This window comes from Naasia sp. (assembly GCF_025465545.1).
Taxonomy (GTDB): domain Bacteria; phylum Actinomycetota; class Actinomycetes; order Actinomycetales; family Microbacteriaceae; genus Naasia.
On sequence record NZ_JAODMK010000042.1, the window covers coordinates 20,999 to 35,918 of the forward strand.

General features: G+C 72.3%; 18 protein-coding genes. 6 read left to right on the top strand and 12 right to left on the bottom strand.

The features are described from left to right. Window positions 1-32: 32 nt before the first annotated feature. Together JWR33_RS10985 and JWR33_RS10990 are read left to right on the top strand one after the other, a co-directional pair. The gene (locus JWR33_RS10985; RefSeq protein WP_297411942.1) at window positions 33-305 is read left to right on the top strand and encodes a DUF2277 domain-containing protein; all 273 of its coding nucleotides are present in this window, start codon (window positions 33-35) and stop codon (window positions 303-305) included. A 54-nt stretch (window positions 306-359) separates the two neighbouring features. Further along, window positions 360-1,448 carry a saccharopine dehydrogenase NADP-binding domain-containing protein gene (locus JWR33_RS10990; RefSeq protein ID WP_297411943.1) on the top strand — a complete coding sequence of 363 codons (1,089 nt, stop codon included), beginning with the start codon at window positions 360-362 and terminating at the stop codon, window positions 1,446-1,448. Between the two features lie 29 nt (window positions 1,449-1,477). Here JWR33_RS10990 and JWR33_RS10995 read toward each other — a convergent pair whose 3' ends face one another. From JWR33_RS10995 to JWR33_RS11010, 4 genes are all read right to left on the bottom strand, one after another. After that, window positions 1,478-2,422 (bottom strand): hypothetical protein, encoded by a 945-nt coding sequence (locus tag JWR33_RS10995; RefSeq protein ID WP_297411945.1) that lies wholly within the window; start codon window positions 2,420-2,422, stop codon window positions 1,478-1,480. Window positions 2,423-2,557: 135 nt separating this feature from the next. Continuing rightward, on the bottom strand, window positions 2,558-3,163 hold the full coding sequence (locus tag JWR33_RS11000; protein ID WP_297411947.1) for a DUF4126 domain-containing protein: 606 nt from the start codon (window positions 3,161-3,163) through the stop codon (window positions 2,558-2,560). Between the two features lie 49 nt (window positions 3,164-3,212). Beyond that, a complete protein-coding gene (locus tag JWR33_RS11005) occupies window positions 3,213-3,419 on the bottom strand; it encodes a hypothetical protein (protein ID WP_297411949.1) in 207 nt (68 codons plus the stop codon). Window positions 3,420-3,426: 7 nt separating this feature from the next. After that, window positions 3,427-3,717, bottom strand: a complete 291-nt coding sequence (locus JWR33_RS11010; RefSeq protein ID WP_297411950.1) for a hypothetical protein — start codon at window positions 3,715-3,717, stop codon at window positions 3,427-3,429. Between the two features lie 229 nt (window positions 3,718-3,946). Here JWR33_RS11010 and JWR33_RS11015 point away from each other — a divergent pair, with 229 nt between their 5' ends. From JWR33_RS11015 to JWR33_RS11025, 3 genes are read left to right on the top strand one after another with little or no spacing between them, the layout of a single operon-like run. Next, window positions 3,947-4,750, top strand: coding sequence for an amino acid ABC transporter substrate-binding protein (locus JWR33_RS11015; protein ID WP_297411951.1), 804 nt, complete (start codon window positions 3,947-3,949; stop codon window positions 4,748-4,750). Between the two features lie 18 nt (window positions 4,751-4,768). Then, the gene (locus tag JWR33_RS11020) at window positions 4,769-5,437 is read left to right on the top strand and encodes an amino acid ABC transporter permease (protein WP_297411952.1); all 669 of its coding nucleotides are present in this window, start codon (window positions 4,769-4,771) and stop codon (window positions 5,435-5,437) included. After that, on the top strand, window positions 5,424-6,188 hold the full coding sequence (locus tag JWR33_RS11025; RefSeq protein WP_297411954.1) for an amino acid ABC transporter ATP-binding protein: 765 nt from the start codon (window positions 5,424-5,426) through the stop codon (window positions 6,186-6,188). Before JWR33_RS11020 ends, JWR33_RS11025 begins: the two co-directional genes overlap by 14 nt. 73 nt (window positions 6,189-6,261) lie before the next feature. On the opposite strand, the gene JWR33_RS11030 is transcribed toward JWR33_RS11025, so the two are convergent. Further along, window positions 6,262-7,362 (bottom strand): phosphotransferase, encoded by a 1,101-nt coding sequence (locus JWR33_RS11030; RefSeq protein ID WP_297411956.1) that lies wholly within the window; start codon window positions 7,360-7,362, stop codon window positions 6,262-6,264. Window positions 7,363-7,555: 193 nt separating this feature from the next. On the opposite strand from JWR33_RS11030, the gene JWR33_RS11035 reads away from it, so the two are divergent. Continuing rightward, the gene (locus JWR33_RS11035) at window positions 7,556-8,344 is read left to right on the top strand and encodes an IclR family transcriptional regulator (RefSeq protein ID WP_297411957.1); all 789 of its coding nucleotides are present in this window, start codon (window positions 7,556-7,558) and stop codon (window positions 8,342-8,344) included. Window positions 8,345-8,422: 78 nt separating this feature from the next. On the opposite strand, the gene JWR33_RS11040 is transcribed toward JWR33_RS11035, so the two are convergent. Genes JWR33_RS11040 through pcaH form a run of 7 tightly spaced genes read right to left on the bottom strand, consistent with a single transcriptional unit; the run spans window position 8,423 to window position 14,920 of the window. Beyond that, on the bottom strand, window positions 8,423-9,637 hold the full coding sequence (locus JWR33_RS11040) for an acetyl-CoA C-acetyltransferase (RefSeq protein ID WP_297411959.1): 1,215 nt from the start codon (window positions 9,635-9,637) through the stop codon (window positions 8,423-8,425). Beyond that, window positions 9,634-10,290, bottom strand: a complete 657-nt coding sequence (locus tag JWR33_RS11045) for a CoA transferase subunit B (protein WP_297411960.1) — start codon at window positions 10,288-10,290, stop codon at window positions 9,634-9,636. The genes JWR33_RS11040 and JWR33_RS11045 overlap by 4 nt, the downstream gene beginning before the upstream one ends. A 1-nt stretch (window position 10,291) precedes the next feature. Beyond that, entirely contained in the window at window positions 10,292-11,071 is a 780-nt protein-coding gene (locus JWR33_RS11050; RefSeq protein WP_297411962.1) for a CoA transferase subunit A, read from the bottom strand. A 10-nt stretch (window positions 11,072-11,081) separates the two neighbouring features. Next, window positions 11,082-12,230 carry an alpha/beta fold hydrolase gene (locus JWR33_RS13560; protein WP_366074120.1) on the bottom strand — a complete coding sequence of 383 codons (1,149 nt, stop codon included), beginning with the start codon at window positions 12,228-12,230 and terminating at the stop codon, window positions 11,082-11,084. Next, window positions 12,227-13,564 carry a lyase family protein gene (locus tag JWR33_RS11065; protein ID WP_297411963.1) on the bottom strand — a complete coding sequence of 446 codons (1,338 nt, stop codon included), beginning with the start codon at window positions 13,562-13,564 and terminating at the stop codon, window positions 12,227-12,229. Before JWR33_RS11065 ends, JWR33_RS13560 begins: the two co-directional genes overlap by 4 nt. After that, a complete protein-coding gene (gene pcaG / locus JWR33_RS11070) occupies window positions 13,564-14,217 on the bottom strand; it encodes a protocatechuate 3,4-dioxygenase subunit alpha (RefSeq protein WP_297411965.1) in 654 nt (217 codons plus the stop codon). Before pcaG ends, JWR33_RS11065 begins: the two co-directional genes overlap by 1 nt. After that, window positions 14,204-14,920: a protocatechuate 3,4-dioxygenase subunit beta gene (gene pcaH / locus JWR33_RS11075; protein ID WP_297411986.1), complete on the bottom strand. Its 717-nt coding sequence runs from the start codon at window positions 14,918-14,920 to the stop codon at window positions 14,204-14,206. The genes pcaG and pcaH overlap by 14 nt, the downstream gene beginning before the upstream one ends.

The window sequence follows — 14,920 nt, forward strand, 5'->3', positions numbered from 1 at the left end:
CGCTCGGCGATGGGGGTGCCTAGCCTGGCTGCATGTGCCGCAACATCCACACCCTCCACAACTTCGAGCCGGCCACCACGGACGACGAGGTGCACGCCGCAGCGCTGCAGTACGTGCGCAAGGTGAGCGGCTCGACCAAGCCGTCGAAGGCGAACGCGGAGGCCTTCGAGCGGGCGGTGGCCGAGATCGCCCACATCACCCAGCACCTGCTCGAGGATCTGGTGACGACGGCGCCGCCGAAGAATCGGGAGGCGGAGGCGGAGAAGGCCAAGGAGCGGTCGATCCGCCGCTTCGCGACCGCCTGAGGCGCCTCCGACTCCGGCCGCGGGGGGCGCCGGCACGAGGGCTAACGTGAGCGCATGGCTGCTGCCGCTCCGATCGTCTCGATAGTCGGTGCGACCGGCCGCACCGCCGGTGTCCTGCTCGACTCCCCGGGCCGCATGGGGAACGTGCGTCTCCGCCTCGTCGGGCGGAACGGGGACGCGCTCCGCCGGCGCAGCGAGGCGCTCGGCGGCGACACCGAGTGGACGCAGCTCACCGCGCTCGAGCCCGCCCAGGTCGAGAAGGCCGTCGCCGGGAGCGCGCTCGTCCTGTCCCTCGCCGGCCCGTTCGCGGAGACCGCCCCGGCCGTCGCTCGTGCGGCGATCGAGACAGGCGCCTCGTACGTGGACATCGCGAATGAGCGCCCGGCACTCGAGGCGGTGTACACCCTGGGTCCGCTCGCCGCCCGCGCCGGCGTGACGCTGCTGCCCGGGGCCGGCTTCGGCACCGTCGCGACGGAGGGTCTGGCGGTGTGGCTGGCCGGCGCGGAGTTCGCCCGCCGGGTGGAGGTCGCGCTCCTGCCGGAGAGCGCGGGCACCTCCGCCGGCGTGCTGGAGACGATCCTGCTGGCGCTCGCTGCGGGCGGCGGGTACGTCACCGGCGGCCAGTACCGACCGACCCGGCTGGGGCGTGGCGCGCGGGCCCTCCTCCTGCCCGACGGGCAGCTGGTGACGATCCTCCCGGCCGACCTCGGAGATCTCGCATCTCTCCCGGTCGGATACGGCACTCCCGAGGTCTCCGCCTCGGTCGCGGTCGGCATGCCGCCTGTCGTGGCGCGGGCCCTGTTGCCCGTCGTGTCGGCGGCGATGCGCTCGACCACCCTGAGGTCCGCGACCACCGCGCTCGGCAGAAGGGCCGGCGCGCCGGCGCGGAAGCACTACCGGTCGCACAGCTGGGCGAGGGTCACCCTGCGCTCCGGCGAGGTCCGGGAGGGCTGGCTGACGGCCGGCGAGGGCTATCGCTTCACCGCGGACTCCGTGAGCGAGACGGTGAGGAGGACCCTGCTCGGAGATGCGGCTCCCGGTGCGGCCACCCCGATCCGGGCCTTCGGCTCCGCCTTCCTCGAGGGGCTTCCCGGGGTCCGGCTGGAGCGGAGCGCAACGGGCACGGCTGGCCGGCTGGGCTAGCCTCCTGCGGAGTCGGAGAGGCCGCCCGCTCAGTCGGCCGGCGAGCGCACCGGAAGGTAGTACCCGGCCAGCGGGTACCGGATCGCGCATTCCAGCCGTGCCATCGCGTAGCTCAGCGTGCGCGCCTGCGTGTCCGTCCCCACGATGACCTCGCCGCTGAGGGTCGCCGACACGGCCTGGTCGTGCTCCGCCATGCAACCGGTGAACAGCCCGGGCCAGTTTCTGCCGTCCATCGCCCTGGCGGCGACCGGCAGCTCCAGTGTGAACGGCTCGCTCTCGAGGCCACCGCGCGGCCCCCACGAATAGCGGACTCCGCCGGTGACGGCAGGACCAGTCCTGTCGATCACCTCGACCCGCAGTCCTGTGTCGCGGAAGCGCGCGGCCGGAGCGCACGCCACCGACGCCGCGGCCGCGGCAAGGCACACCGTCTGGGCATCCGCGTCGGTGAAGACGAACGCGGTTCCGGTGCCATCGGGGGTCGTCAGCCGACGCACGGTCGCGTGCAACGCGGAGCCCGCGGCAACCTCCCCGGAGGCACTCGCCCCGGTCGCGAGCGCATTGGAGAACCACATCGGGAAATCCCGGTCGTCGTCGGTCTGCGCTCGGGAGAACACGTCCAGGGAGTCCGCGCGGAGGAGGAGCGGAACGACCGTCACCACCAGGGCGAGGGTCGCCACCACGACGGCGGAGGCCACCAGAGCGCGCAACCGCAGCCTGCGCAGCTGAGGCGCGGCGCGGCGCGGCGGTTCTCCCAGCATCGGACCGGGCGTCGGCCCGAGCTGCAGCGTCTCGTCGCCCGGACCTGTCGGAAGGAGCATCGGGCGCCGGGACGCGGCGGCGATGCGGCTCAGCTCGTCCTGGGCCCTCCTGCGGTCGTCCTCGGCGATCCCCGGCCCGTACGCCGACTGCTCGAGGCGCCGTCGGGCAGCGGCGAGCGCGACCGCATCAGCGGGAATCGCCTCGCCGGAATCCACCCGCACAGCCTGACACCGGCGCCGCCGCCGATCCTGGGAGTTCCGGCCGCGTCGTGGCCGATCAGAACGGCGTGCTCCCCGGCGGAAGCACCCCTGTCATCGCGGGTCGTGAGGGCGGGTCGTGGGGGCGGCCGCTCATGGCGGGTTCGGCAGCGCCGCTCGGCGCTCGCGCGCTCGGCGGCGGCGGATCACCAGGACCATCAGGAGGGCGAGAGCGCCCAGACCGACGAGCACGAGAGCGGGCAGCAGGACCGCCGCGACCACCAGGGCGACGCTCGTGACATCCTCCACGACGCTCAGCACCGGCGCGGCGATCCCGGCGAGCGCCACGTTCGCGGCCGCCCGGGTGCCGGCCTTGCCCAGGTGCACCAGCAGCGCCACCCCGACGCCGAGAGCGACGGGCACCCAGCTGCCGGAGGTGAAGAATGCGCCGGGGTCGTGGATGGCCGCGGTCTGCGCGGCGGTGCCCGAACCGAAGACGATGCCACCCGACGCCGGACGCACCACGGTCTGCACGACGTCGTTCACGGTGTCGAGCGCCGGCACCTTGTCCGCGACGAACTCGATCGCGAGCAGCGCCCCGAGGACGCCGAGGACCCAGCCGTTCTCGAGCCACGCCCAGCCGGAGGGCAGGGCGACGATGCCGGTGAAGCGGGAGAGCAGCCCCAGCGCGAGAAGGGGGATGTAGGCGTTCAGTCCGGCCGCTGCAGCCAGGCCCGTCCCCGCCAGTGTCTCGAACATTCGCGCCTCCGTCCCGACCATCTTGTCCCAGGCGAGACGCGCGGCGCGATCAGTCCTCGCTGCGGAGCCTCGAACCGATCAGGGCGAGCACGTCTGCGTCGGCCGTGACCAGCCGCTCGAGGAGCTCACCGCCGTCGCAGCGCAGGAGCGCGAGCGTCACGCCGTTCTCGTTCCGCTCCTCCACCCGCCACGCGCCGCCCGCGTCCTCCCAGCGCACCAGGCGGGCGAGAGCGGAGTCCGTGGCCGGGTCTGCCATCCGGGCGCTAGCCTGCGGGCTGAGGAGGCTCGGTGCGCACCGTGACACTGCCGAGGGACACCTCGACGTGCTCGAGCGGCACGTGTCGCTCATCGAACGGGGCATCGGCGATCGCCAGGCCGACGGCGGTCGCGACCGTCTCATCCTCGGTCAGGTCCACGGTGCCGTTCTCGCCGACGAGGCCCGACTTGAGCTCCTCGGAGGGCTGCACCCGCACCTCGACACTGACGACGACGCTGCCGTCGTCCGCCGGATTCGTTCCCGCGGAGGTCTTCTCCAGTACGTCGTCGACACTCACGGCACCACGGTAACCCACCCGGGCGCGACCGCGAGGCGAATCGGTGCGGACGGGGCGCGCGCCGAGGCCGGCGCCTTCGCAACGCGCACATCCCGGGCGCTGCTCGTGCTCCTCGCCACCGCGCGTAACACTCGCAGGGAATGCGGCTCGCGGTTGTTACGTTCAGAACTCCTCGGGGCCCCTATTCCGCGGTCCCGCACACAGCACACAGCACCCTGGGAGCACCTTCGTGAAGTTCCGCCTATCCGCCGTCACCCTCCTCGCCGCCGCCACGGTCGCCCTGACCGGCTGCGCGGCAGGAAGCACCGCCGGCTCCGCCGCGGACCAGGACGCGCTCGCCCAGGTGAAGGCCGCGGGCGAGATCGTCTTCGGCACCGAGGGCACCTACCGCCCGTTCTCCTTCCACGAGGACGGCTCCGGCGATCTGGCCGGCTATGACGTGGAGATCGCTCAGGCCGTCGCGAAGAAGCTCGGTGTCACCGCGCGCTTCGAGGAGACCCAGTGGGACGCGATCTTCGCCGGCCTCGAAGCAGGGCGCTTCGACGCCATCTCCAACCAGGTCTCGATCACGCCGGAGCGCGAGAAGGACTACCTCTTCTCGGAGCCGTACACCGTCTCGCAGGGCGTCGTGGTGACCCCGGAGGCGACCACGGACATCTCCTCCTTCGACGACCTCGCAGGCAAGACGACCGCGCAGTCGCTGACCAGCAACTGGTACACGCTCGCTCAGGACAGCGGCGCGAAGGTCGAGTCGGTCGAGGGCTGGGCCCAGGCGGTGGCGCTCGTCGAGCAGGGGCGCGTCGATGCGACGATCAACGACGAGCTGACCTGGCTGGACTACAAGGCCACCGAGGGCGCCAACGGCCTCAAGGTCGCCGCGACGACCGAGGACAGCTCGAAGCAGGCGTTCGCGTTCGCGAAGGGCAGCGAGACCCTCGTCTCGGCGGTCGACGGTGCCCTCGACGACCTCCGCGATGACGGCACCCTCGCGAAGATCAGCGACAAGTACTTCGGGGACGATGTCACCGAGTAGCCAGCAGGCGGCGACGAGATGACGGGCGAGGACCTCTCGCTCGTCCTCTCGTCGTTCTGGCCGATCGTCTCGGGCGCGATCACGGGGACCATCCCGCTCGCCCTGTGCTCGTTCGCGATCGGCCTCGTTCTCGCCGTGGTGGTCGCGCTGATGCGGCTGTCGCGGATCCGGGTGGTCTCCGGGCTCGCGCGGTTCTACATCTCGGTGGTCCGCGGCACCCCGCTGCTCGTGCAGCTCTTCGTGATCTTCTACGGACTGCCCTCGATCGGCCTCCTCGTCGACCCGTGGCCGAGCGCGATCGCCGCGTTCTCGATCAACGTCGGCGGCTACGCGGCCGAGATCGTGCGGGCCGCGATCCTGTCGGTGCCGAAGGGCCAGTGGGAGGCGGCGCACATGATCGGCATGTCCCATTCGGTGGCGCTGCGGCGGATCATCCTGCCCCAGGCCGCCCGCGTCTCGGTTCCGCCGCTGTCGAACACGTTCATCAGCCTGGTGAAGGACACCTCGCTCGCGTCCCTCATCCTCGTGAACGAGCTGTTCCGGACGACTCAGGAGATCGCGGCGTTCAGCGGGGAGTTCATGCTCCTCTACCTCGAGGCGGCACTCGTCTACTGGATCATCTGCCTGGTGCTCTCCGCCGTGCAGAACGGCCTCGAGAAGCGATTGGACCGCTATGTCGCGCACTGAGTCGCTGCTCGCCGTCCGCTCGCTCGCCAAGAGCTTCGGCGCCGAGCAGGTGCTCCGCTCGATCGACCTCGACGTTCCGGCGGGAACCGTCACGACCCTGATCGGGCCATCGGGCTCCGGCAAGACCACGCTGCTGCGCTGCCTGAACGGACTCGAGGTCCCGGACGCCGGAACCGTCGCCGTCGCGGGCGGCCCTGCCGTCGACTTCGGCGGCAAGGTCTCGAAGAAGACGCTGGGCGAGCTGCGCGACCGCTCGGCGATGGTCTTCCAGCACTACAACCTGTTCCCTCACAAGACGGTGCTGGAGAACGTGGTCGAGGGTCCCGTCGTGGTGCAGAAGCGGCCCCGCGCGGAGGCCGCCGCGGACGCCACCCGGCTGCTCGAGCGGGTCGGGCTCGCCGCCAAGCGCGACGACTTTCCCTTCTCCCTGTCCGGTGGTCAGCAGCAGCGCGTCGGCATCGTCCGGGCCCTCGCACTCCGGCCCAAGCTGCTGCTGTTCGACGAGCCGACCTCCGCGCTCGACGCGGAGCTGGTGGGCGAGGTGCTCTCGCTCATGAAGCAGCTCGCGAGCGAAGGCTGGACGATGCTCGTCGCCACTCACGAGCTGCAGTTCGCCCGCGAGGTCGCGAACGAGGTGCTCTTCATGGACGGCGGCGTGATCGTGGAGCGCGGCGCGCCCGCCCAGGTGCTCGGCAATCCGCGGGAGGAGCGCACCCGGCGCTTCGTGCAGCGACTGACCGACCCCCTCTAGTCCGCGACCTGCCCACTTCGGTCGCACTTCGCTGCCCAGTTGCGGCAGAAGTGGGCAGGTCAGCGCGTGAGGCTCAGCCGAGCACCCGCTCCGCACTGGCGAGCAGCACGTCGATGGGTGCGCTGAGCTCCGCGAGCGCAGCCTCCGGCGTCTCGTCCGGGGCACTTCCCCGCCTCGGGGCCGTTCCTCGTGCGACCGCGTCGGCGACGTCACGCACCAGCTTCCAGCGGAGGCCGACCGCCGCGTCGAACCCTCGCCGAGCGGTGTCCGCGTCGACCCCGCTTCCTGCCGCATCGAGTCCGGACTGGTAGGCCCTCACCGCGTCCTCCAGGATCGTCGCGATGAGTGTCCCCGAGCAGTCGCCGCGGCGAGCCGAGGAGAACAGGAGGGACGCGAGGTCGGCGCCGACCGGACCTGGACCGACGGACTCCCAGTCGATCAGAACCGTGCGCCCGTCCGCCCGCATCACGTTGGCGCCGACCGCATCGTGGTGGCACAGGGTCTCCGGAAGCGATTCGAGGATCTGGCGGAGCCGACCCTGCGCGCGCACGAGCCGCTCCGCTGCCGGAATCCGGCCCCGGAGCACAGCGGCGACGGCGGGCTGCGCCGAAGCACGCGCGAGGACTTCGAGCCCCTCCTGCACCGCCTCCGGCTGGCTGTGCCGAGCGATCCAGCCAGAGAAGAGCCAGGGCTCGTCCGGCACCCTGCCGACCCAGCGACCGGCGAGGAACCCGAGGTCGCGGGCGCCGGCGAGGAGCTCCTCCGCACCGAGCGGACGGCTGCCCTCGTCGTGGATCTCCTCGAGGAGCAGGGTGATCCGCCCGTCGGGCCCGACGAATGAGCCGAAGGCGCGGGGCGCCCCCACCTGGGGCGCGAGATCGTCGAGCAGTCCTGACGCGTACGCGGCGAACTCCCGCCTGCCGTTCTCGAGCAGGTACGGCGAGGCGGTCGCGGGGCCCTCGGTGACCTTTTCGATCAGCCGCCACTCCCGGCGCCCACTCTCGACGATCGCCGTGCCGACCAGCCGGGCGACCGAGCGGTGCGCGAGGAAGGCGTCGTACTCGAGATGCTCGCGGTGCACGTCCTCGAGTGCCCGCACGGGCTCGCCGAGCGCAGCGGTCACGGCGGAGCGGAGCGCGGGCTCCTCGGCGCGGGCGTCAGCTGCGGGAGGCACCGGGTCAGGCTATTCCGTGCGGAAGGCCCCGTCCCCCCGCCTGTTTCGCGCCGGAGGCATCCGCCATAGTGAAGCATGCACAAGCCCACCTCGCCGCGGTCGCGGCAACGACCAGGCCCCGAGGTGTCGCCGGCGTGAGTGACCGGCACGGACCGGCCAGTTCCTCGCCCATCGCCCGTCGGTTCGGCCGCTCGTGACCGTGGAGCCGCCGACGCGCTCGGTGTTCACCAGAGCTCTCTCGCTGCTCACGGCGTTCACGGGAGCACCCAGCGGCGAGCGGAAGCTCTCCGAGCTCGCCCGCCTCAGCGGACTGCCGCTGACGACCACACACCGCCTCTGCGGGCAGCTCGAGCGGGAAGGCATGCTCGAGCGCACGCCGACAGGCGGCTACCGGGTCGGATTGCGACTGTGGGAGCTCGGCATGCTGGCGCCCAGGTCGCACGGCCTCCGGGAGGTCGCGCTGCCGTTCCTCGAGGACCTCTACGAGGTGACCCACCAGAACGTCCAGCTGATGGTGCTCGACGGGACCGAGGCGGTGATCGTCGAGCGACTCCGCTCCCGGGACGCGGTCCGGCTCGCGGGAGCGGCGGGTGGCCGGCTTCCGGTGCACGCGACGAGCGGCGGCGTCGCGCTCCTCGCCTACAGCGACCCCGGCACGGTGGCCGCGGTGCTCGCCAGCCCGATGGCCCGCTACTCCGAGGCGACCATCCAGTCCGAGCACGAGTTGCGCGCGGCGATGGCCCGTGTCCGCCAGCAGGGCTACCTCGAACTGCGAGCGCATCTCACGCCCGGATCGGTGTCCATCGCGGCCCCGATCCTCCTCCGTTCGCGTGGCGCGGTCGGGGCGGTCTCGGTCGTCAGCGAGCTGGGCACCGACACCCGTGTGCTCATTCCCGCGATACTCACGACGGCGCGGGCGATCGGGCGCGCCCTGGGAGCCGATCGCAGCGAGACGGCCGCCCGCCCCCACGCCCAGCCCTAGGCCGACGACGCCTCACGGGGTGGGTGACGGCGCGCACCGAAAACCTCCCCGGTGCGCTGGCCCCGGCGGTCCTCCGCGCTAGCCGACCCGCTCGAAGACCGCGGCGAGCCCCTGACCGCCGCCGATGCACATGGTCTCGAGCGCCCAGTGCGCGTCGAGGTCCTGCGCCTCACTGGCCAGGGTCGCGAGCATCCGCACCCCGGTCGCGGCAAGCGGGTGACCGATGGAGATCCCGCCGCCCCGCGGGTTGAGTCGGGGGTCCTCGTCGTCGATGCCCCACTCGTCCAGGCAGGCGAGCATCTGCACCGCGAAAGCCTCGTTGAGCTCGATGAGGTCGAGGTCGTTGAACGTGAGACCCGCCCGCTGCAGCGCCTTGTTGGCGGCGGGGACGGGTCCGATGCCGAACCGGTTGGGCTCGACCCCCGCGACGGCCCAGGTCTCCAGGCGCAGCATCGGCGTGAGGCCGAGCTCGACGGCCCTCTCCGGGGTGGTGACGATGCATGCGGCGGCCGCGTCGTTCTGGCCGCTCGCGTTGCCGGCCGTCACGGTGGCCTCGGGGTCCTTCTTGCCGAGCGGGGCGCGGAGCGCGGCGAGCGCCTCGAGGGTGGTGTCGCGGCGGGGGTGCTCGTCCCGGTCGACGATCGTGCTGCCCGTGCGGCCGGGCACCTCCACCGGCACGATCTCCCGGTCGAAGGCGCCGGCATCCTGAGCGGCGACGGCACGCTGGTGCGACTGGAGGGCATAGGCGTCCTGCCGCTCGCGGCTGATCCCGTACTCCTTGCGGAGCACCTCGGCCGAGCCGATGTTGCCGTCGGGCAGCGGATGGAAGCGGCCGCCCGCCCGCTCCCGGCCGCGGGTGAGCGCGTCCTGGAAGAGGAGAGGACCGGCGAGGCCGCGGCGGCCCTGCTCCGAGTAGTAGGGAGCGTTGCTCATCGACTCGACGCCGGCCGCGAGCACGACCTCCGACACCCCGGTCTGCACCTGCATGGCGGCGTTCACCACCGCCTGGAGGCCCGACCCGCAGCGGCGGTCGAGCTGATAGCCCGTCGCCGTGACCGGGAGGCCCGCGTCCAGTGCGGCGACCCGGCCGATGGGCGGCGCCTCCATGGTGGAGTAGCACTGCCCGAAGATGACGTCGTCGACCGAGTCACCGGGGAGCCCGGTCCGCTCGAGCAGCGCCTTGAGGACGAGCGTTGCCAGGTCGAGGGCAGACAGCGCGGAGAGCGCACCGCCGAAGCGGCCGACTGGGGTGCGCAGCGGCGAGCAGACGACGGCTTCGCGGAGCTCCCTCACGACGCGACCGGCATCAGGTCCTCGGCGACGCGGAAGCCGCAGCCGGTGAGCTCGCGGACGCCGTCGACCGTCTCGCCCGGCGCGAGTTCGATCAGCACGAGCCCGTCGTCGGTCACATCGAAGACGGCGCGGTCGGTGATGATCCTGTTCACGCAGGCGCGTCCGGTGAGCGGGAGCAGGCACTCCGTCAGGATCTTGTGCTCGCCGCTCCTGGCGACATGCTCCATCACCACGATGACGCGCTGCGCGCCGGCCACGAGGTCCATCGCGCCGCCCATGCCCTTGATGAGCTTGCCCGGAATCGCCCAGTTGGCGATGTCCCCGCGCTCCGAGACCTGCATGGCGCCGAGCACTGCGACCTCGATGCGGCCGCCGCGGATCATCCCGAAGCTCGCCGCCGAGTCGAAGTAGGAGGCTCCGGGGAGCACGGTGACCGTCTCCTTGCCCGCGTTGATGAGCTTGGGGTCCTCCTCGCCCTCCCAGGGGTAGGGCCCCACGCCGAGGATCCCGTTCTCGCTGTGCAGGACGATGGTCTTGCCCTCGGGCAGGTAGTTGGGGATGAGGGTCGGCAGCCCGATGCCCAGATTGACGTAGGAGCCGTCATCGAGCTCGAGCGCGGCGCGAGCCGCCATCTCGTCGCGGGTGAGTGTCACGTCAGGCCTCCTTGCGGGTGCGCACGGTGCGCTTCTCGATGGGCAGGTCGGCGGCTTGCTCGGGAGTGAGCCCGACGACCCGGTCGACGTAGATCCCGGGCAGGTGCACGTCGTCGGGGGCCAGGCCGCCCGGTTCGACGACCTCGTCGACCTCGGCGATCGTGATCCGGCCGGCCATCGCAACGAGCGGATTGAAGTTGCGGGCCGACTTCTCGAAGACGAGATTGCCGTGCCAGTCGGCCTTGGCGGCACGGACGAGCGCGAAGTCGGTGCGGATGGCCGTCTCCAGCACGTAGTCGGCCTCCCGTCCGAACACGCCGAAGGCCGCGGTCGGCTTCGGCGGCGAGGACACCGCGACGCTGCCGTCCGATGCGTAGCGCCAGGGCAGCCCGCCCTCGGAGACCATCGTCCCGACGCCGCTCGCGGTGTAGAACGCGGGGATTCCCACTCCACCCGCTCGGAGCCGCTCGGCGAGAGTCCCCTGCGGCGTCAGCTCGAGCTCGATCTCGCCCCCGAGGTATTGGCGGGCGAACTCCTTGTTCTCGCCGACGTAGGAGCCGATGGCGCGGCGGATCCGTCCCGCGGCGAGCAGCAGTCCGAGCCCCCAGCCATCGACGCCGAGGTTGTTGGAGACGATCTCGAGGTCGGCGGTCCCCTGCCCCAGCAGGGCGCGGATCAGCTCGATCGGCACCCCGTTGAGGCCGAAGCCTCCCACCGCTATGGAGGCGCCGTTCGGGATGTCGGCGACGGCCTCCGCCGCCGAGGCGACCCTCTTGTCCATGATTCTCCTTCTATTCCCTGTCCTGCTCGGCGAAGACGCGCGTGGCGATGCCGAAGGCGGTGTTCGCGGCCGGGACTCCAGCGTAGATCGCGGTCTGCAGGAGGATCTCGGTGAGCTCCGCGCGAGCCAGCCCGTTGCGCCGCGCCGCATGCAGGTGCAGCTCGAGCTCATGCCAGTGCCGCGCTGTGACGAGGCTGGCGATCGTGACGGCACTGCGCATCCGGCGATCCAGCCCGGGCCTCGTCCACACGCTCCCCCACGCGTATTCGGTGATGAAGCGCTGGAAGTCCGCGGTCTCGGGAGTGATGCCGGCCAGGGACGCCTCCACGTGCGCCTCGCCGAGAACCGCTCGGCGCACGGTCATGCCCGCGTCGTAGCGGGAGGCGCCGAGCGTGGCCCTGATCAGCTCCGCGAGCAGCCGGGGCCGTTCGATCTGGGCCTGATGGCCCGTCTCGGCCAGCGCCTCGAACCGGGCGCCCGGCGCAGTGTCGGCCAGCCGCGCGGCCGCGTCGGGCGTCACGACGGGATCGGATTCGCCGGCGACGACGAGGACCCGTCCCGCGAGCGAACCGGTGTCAGCCGTCCGGTCGAAGGCGGCGAGGGCCTCACAGCAGAGTGCATACGATTCGTCGTCGATGTCGAGCAGGTCCCCGAGGACGCGGCCGCTCAGGTCGGGCTCCCGCGCAAGGAACCCCGGGTCGAACCAGCGCGCGCTGGTCGCGGCGACGAGAGACGCCGTTCCCTGACGTCGCACCTGCTCGGCGCGCGCGAGCCAGGCGTCCGTCTCGCCGATCTTCGCGTTCGAGCAGACGACGGCCAGCCCGTCGACCCGCTCCTTCGCGGCACCGAGAGCCAGCTCGATGCCGACCGTGCCGCCGAAGGACGCCCCGGCATAGCTGAATCTCCCGTCGCCGAGGGAGTCGACGAGAGCGAGAACGCCGGCTGCGAGCTCCGCGACGGTGAACGCAGCCGAGGCGGCGGGGCTCACGCCGTGCCCCGGAAGGTCGAAGCGCAGCACCCGGAAGGAGGCTGCCAAGAGCTGCGCGGCCGGCGCCCAGGCGTCCGACGTCGTCCCGAGCGACGGTCCGAGGACCAGCAGCGGCACCGCCGGATCGGCAGAGCGGGTGGGGTCGACGATCCCACGAAGGACCGGGATCATGCGCTTCCCTCCGCGGCCGCGCGGGCGGCGTCGATGATCGAATCGGACAGTCCGATCGCGCCTTCGGTTGCCGCGACCTCGCGAATCCGGGCGGCCGCGTCCGGTCCCCCGTTCGGCTCGGCCTGCACGGCGGCGGTCAGCGCGTCGACGAAGGCCCCGTGTGCGAGCGCCTCGCGAACGAGGGCCGACGCCCGCGCCCGTCCGACGTAGGGCACGAGCGCCCACTGCGCGCGCTCGGCGTGGACTGCTCCGCCGGACAGCTCGAGATTGCGCAGCGCGCGTTCCGGCCGGACCGCGAGTCCGTCGACGGCGTGCTGCGCCAGCTCAGCGCTCTCGACGGCGAGCCGCAGCAGCTCGCGCAGCGGCTGCCACTCGGCGTGCCAGTCGCCCGCCGGCCGGTCGTCCAATGCGAGCTGCGCGGCGAGCAGCGTCGAGGCCAGGCCGGGCGCTCGCCGTCCGGCGGCGACCAGGAGGACGGCGGCCACCGGATTGCGCTTCTGCGGCATCGCCGACGAGCCTCCTTCGCCCTCCCCGACCACGACGTCGAGCTCGCCGATCTCGGTGCGGGCGCCGTGCGCGAGCTCGAGCCCGAGGCGGCCAAGGGCGCCGATCAGCACGGCGAGGGCCGCACCGAGCTCCGCGACCGGGCCGCGCTGAACGTGCCACGGCACAGGGCGGAAGGTGAGCCCCAGCGTCTCGGCGTAGGCGCGCCGAAGCCGGTCGGTGGCGTCGGGACCCAGCTGGTCGGTGAGTACGGCGAGCGTGCCGACCGAGCCGCCGAGCTGCGCGGGAAGCTCGAGGACCCGCAGGTGCTCCCAGGCTCGGGCGATCCCGTCGAGCAGCACCGCGATGCGGAGCCCGACGGTGGTGGGGGCCGCCTGCTGCCCGAGTGTGCGCCCGGCCACCACGGCGGCCCGATGCTCGTCGGCGAGCGCAGACAGGCGCGAGAGCACGCCGGGAAGGGCGTCGCCGATCTCGCGCCGGGCCCGGTCGGCGACGAGCATCGCGGCGGTGTCCAGGATGTCCTGGCTGGTGGCACCGAGATGCAGGAGGTCCCGGACCTCGGGGCTCGCGCCCTTCCTCAGGGCGGCGAGGAGGGGGATCACCGGGTTGCCGCTCGCCCGGCCGCCCGACGCGATCTCGGCGAGGTCGAGAGGGATGTCGGCCAGTGTCGGAGTCGAGCCCTGAGGGCCCGCTCCGGCTGCCGCGAGCGCGGTGAGCAGCGCCTGCTCTGCGTCGACCATCGCCCGTACGTACGCTTCGTCGCCGACCACCGCGGCGCGCCCGCCCGAAGCGGGATCGAGCAGTCCGGCGTCGATGGGCCCCGAAGCCATCAGGACGATGCCGGGAAGTCGAGGAACACGGTCTCGCCCTCGCCCTGCAGGCGGATGTCGAACCGGTAGGAGTCGGGGCCGTCCTGACGGGCGAGCAGAGTGCTCCGCCGGTCCTCGGGAAGCCCGGTCAGCAGGGCGTCGAGCGCGACTTGCTCGCCCGCGGCCACGAAGTAGGCGCGCGTGAAGAGGTGGTGGCTCAGCCCTCGGCCGAAGACGGCGAGAGCGGCGAATCGCGCTTCCCCCTCCCCCAGGGCGCCGGGCAGTAGCGTGACGAATTCGTACGACCCGTCCACCTCGACGGCCGCCCGCCCGAAGCCGGTGAACCGTCCGCGCTGACGGGCGCGGCTTCCCGGCTCCTGCACGATGCGGCCCTGCTCGTCCGGCTGCCACAGCTCCAGCAGCGCGTCCGGAACGGGGACCCCCTGACCGTCGTAGACGGTGCCGTGCAGCCGGACGGCACCGGGCATGGTGCCGGGGACGAGCTGCGCGCCGCCGTCGAAGGGCAGCGCGAAGCCGTAGAAGGGCCCGATCGTCTGAGACGGGGTCTGCACGAGCGGCGGGGTGCCGGTCAGCTCCTCCTCCAGCGCGAGCCGCTCCGGCGCGGTGAGGTGCTCCTGACCGGTCAGCACGCCGTTCTTGTCAGTGGTCGCCATGCTCGTGCTCCATCCAGGTCGCGGTGGCGCCGGTGAGCACGATGTCCCAGCGGTAGCCGGTGGCCCGTTCCGGTTCCGTCAGGCTGTGATCGTAGGCGCCGATGAGGCGGTCGCGGGCGGCCTGGTCGGGTATGGCCTGATAGATCGGATCGAGGGCGAACAGCGGGTCGCCCGGGAAGTACATCTGGGTGACGAGGCGCTCGGTGAACGCGTTGCCGAAGAGGGAGAAGTGGATGTGCGCGGGCCGCCACGCGTTGCGGTGATTGCGCCAGGGGTAGGGGCCGGGCTTGATGGTGACGAAGCGATAGCTGCCGTCGTCCCCGGTGATGGCGCGGCCGACCCCAGTGAAGTTGCGGTCGAGGGGCGCCGGGTGCTGGTCGCGCTTGTGCACGTAGCGGCCGGAGGCGTTGGCCTGCCACACCTCGATCAGCTGGTTCCGCACGGGGCGTCCCTCGCCGTCGAGGACCCGGCCCGCCACGATGATCCGCTCGCCGAGAGGGTCGCCGCTGTGCTGGATGGTGAGGTCGCTCTCGTACGGGTCCACGTCGACGTGGCCGAATGCCGGCGCGACGCGCTCGATCTCCTCCGGGTCCGTGCGAACGAGCGCATGAGTCGGGTGGCGGAACGTGCTGGAGCGGTACGGGGCGAAGTCGCGGAGGGCGTGACGCGCGGGAACTCCGCGATCGGCCGCCGCTGCGTGCAT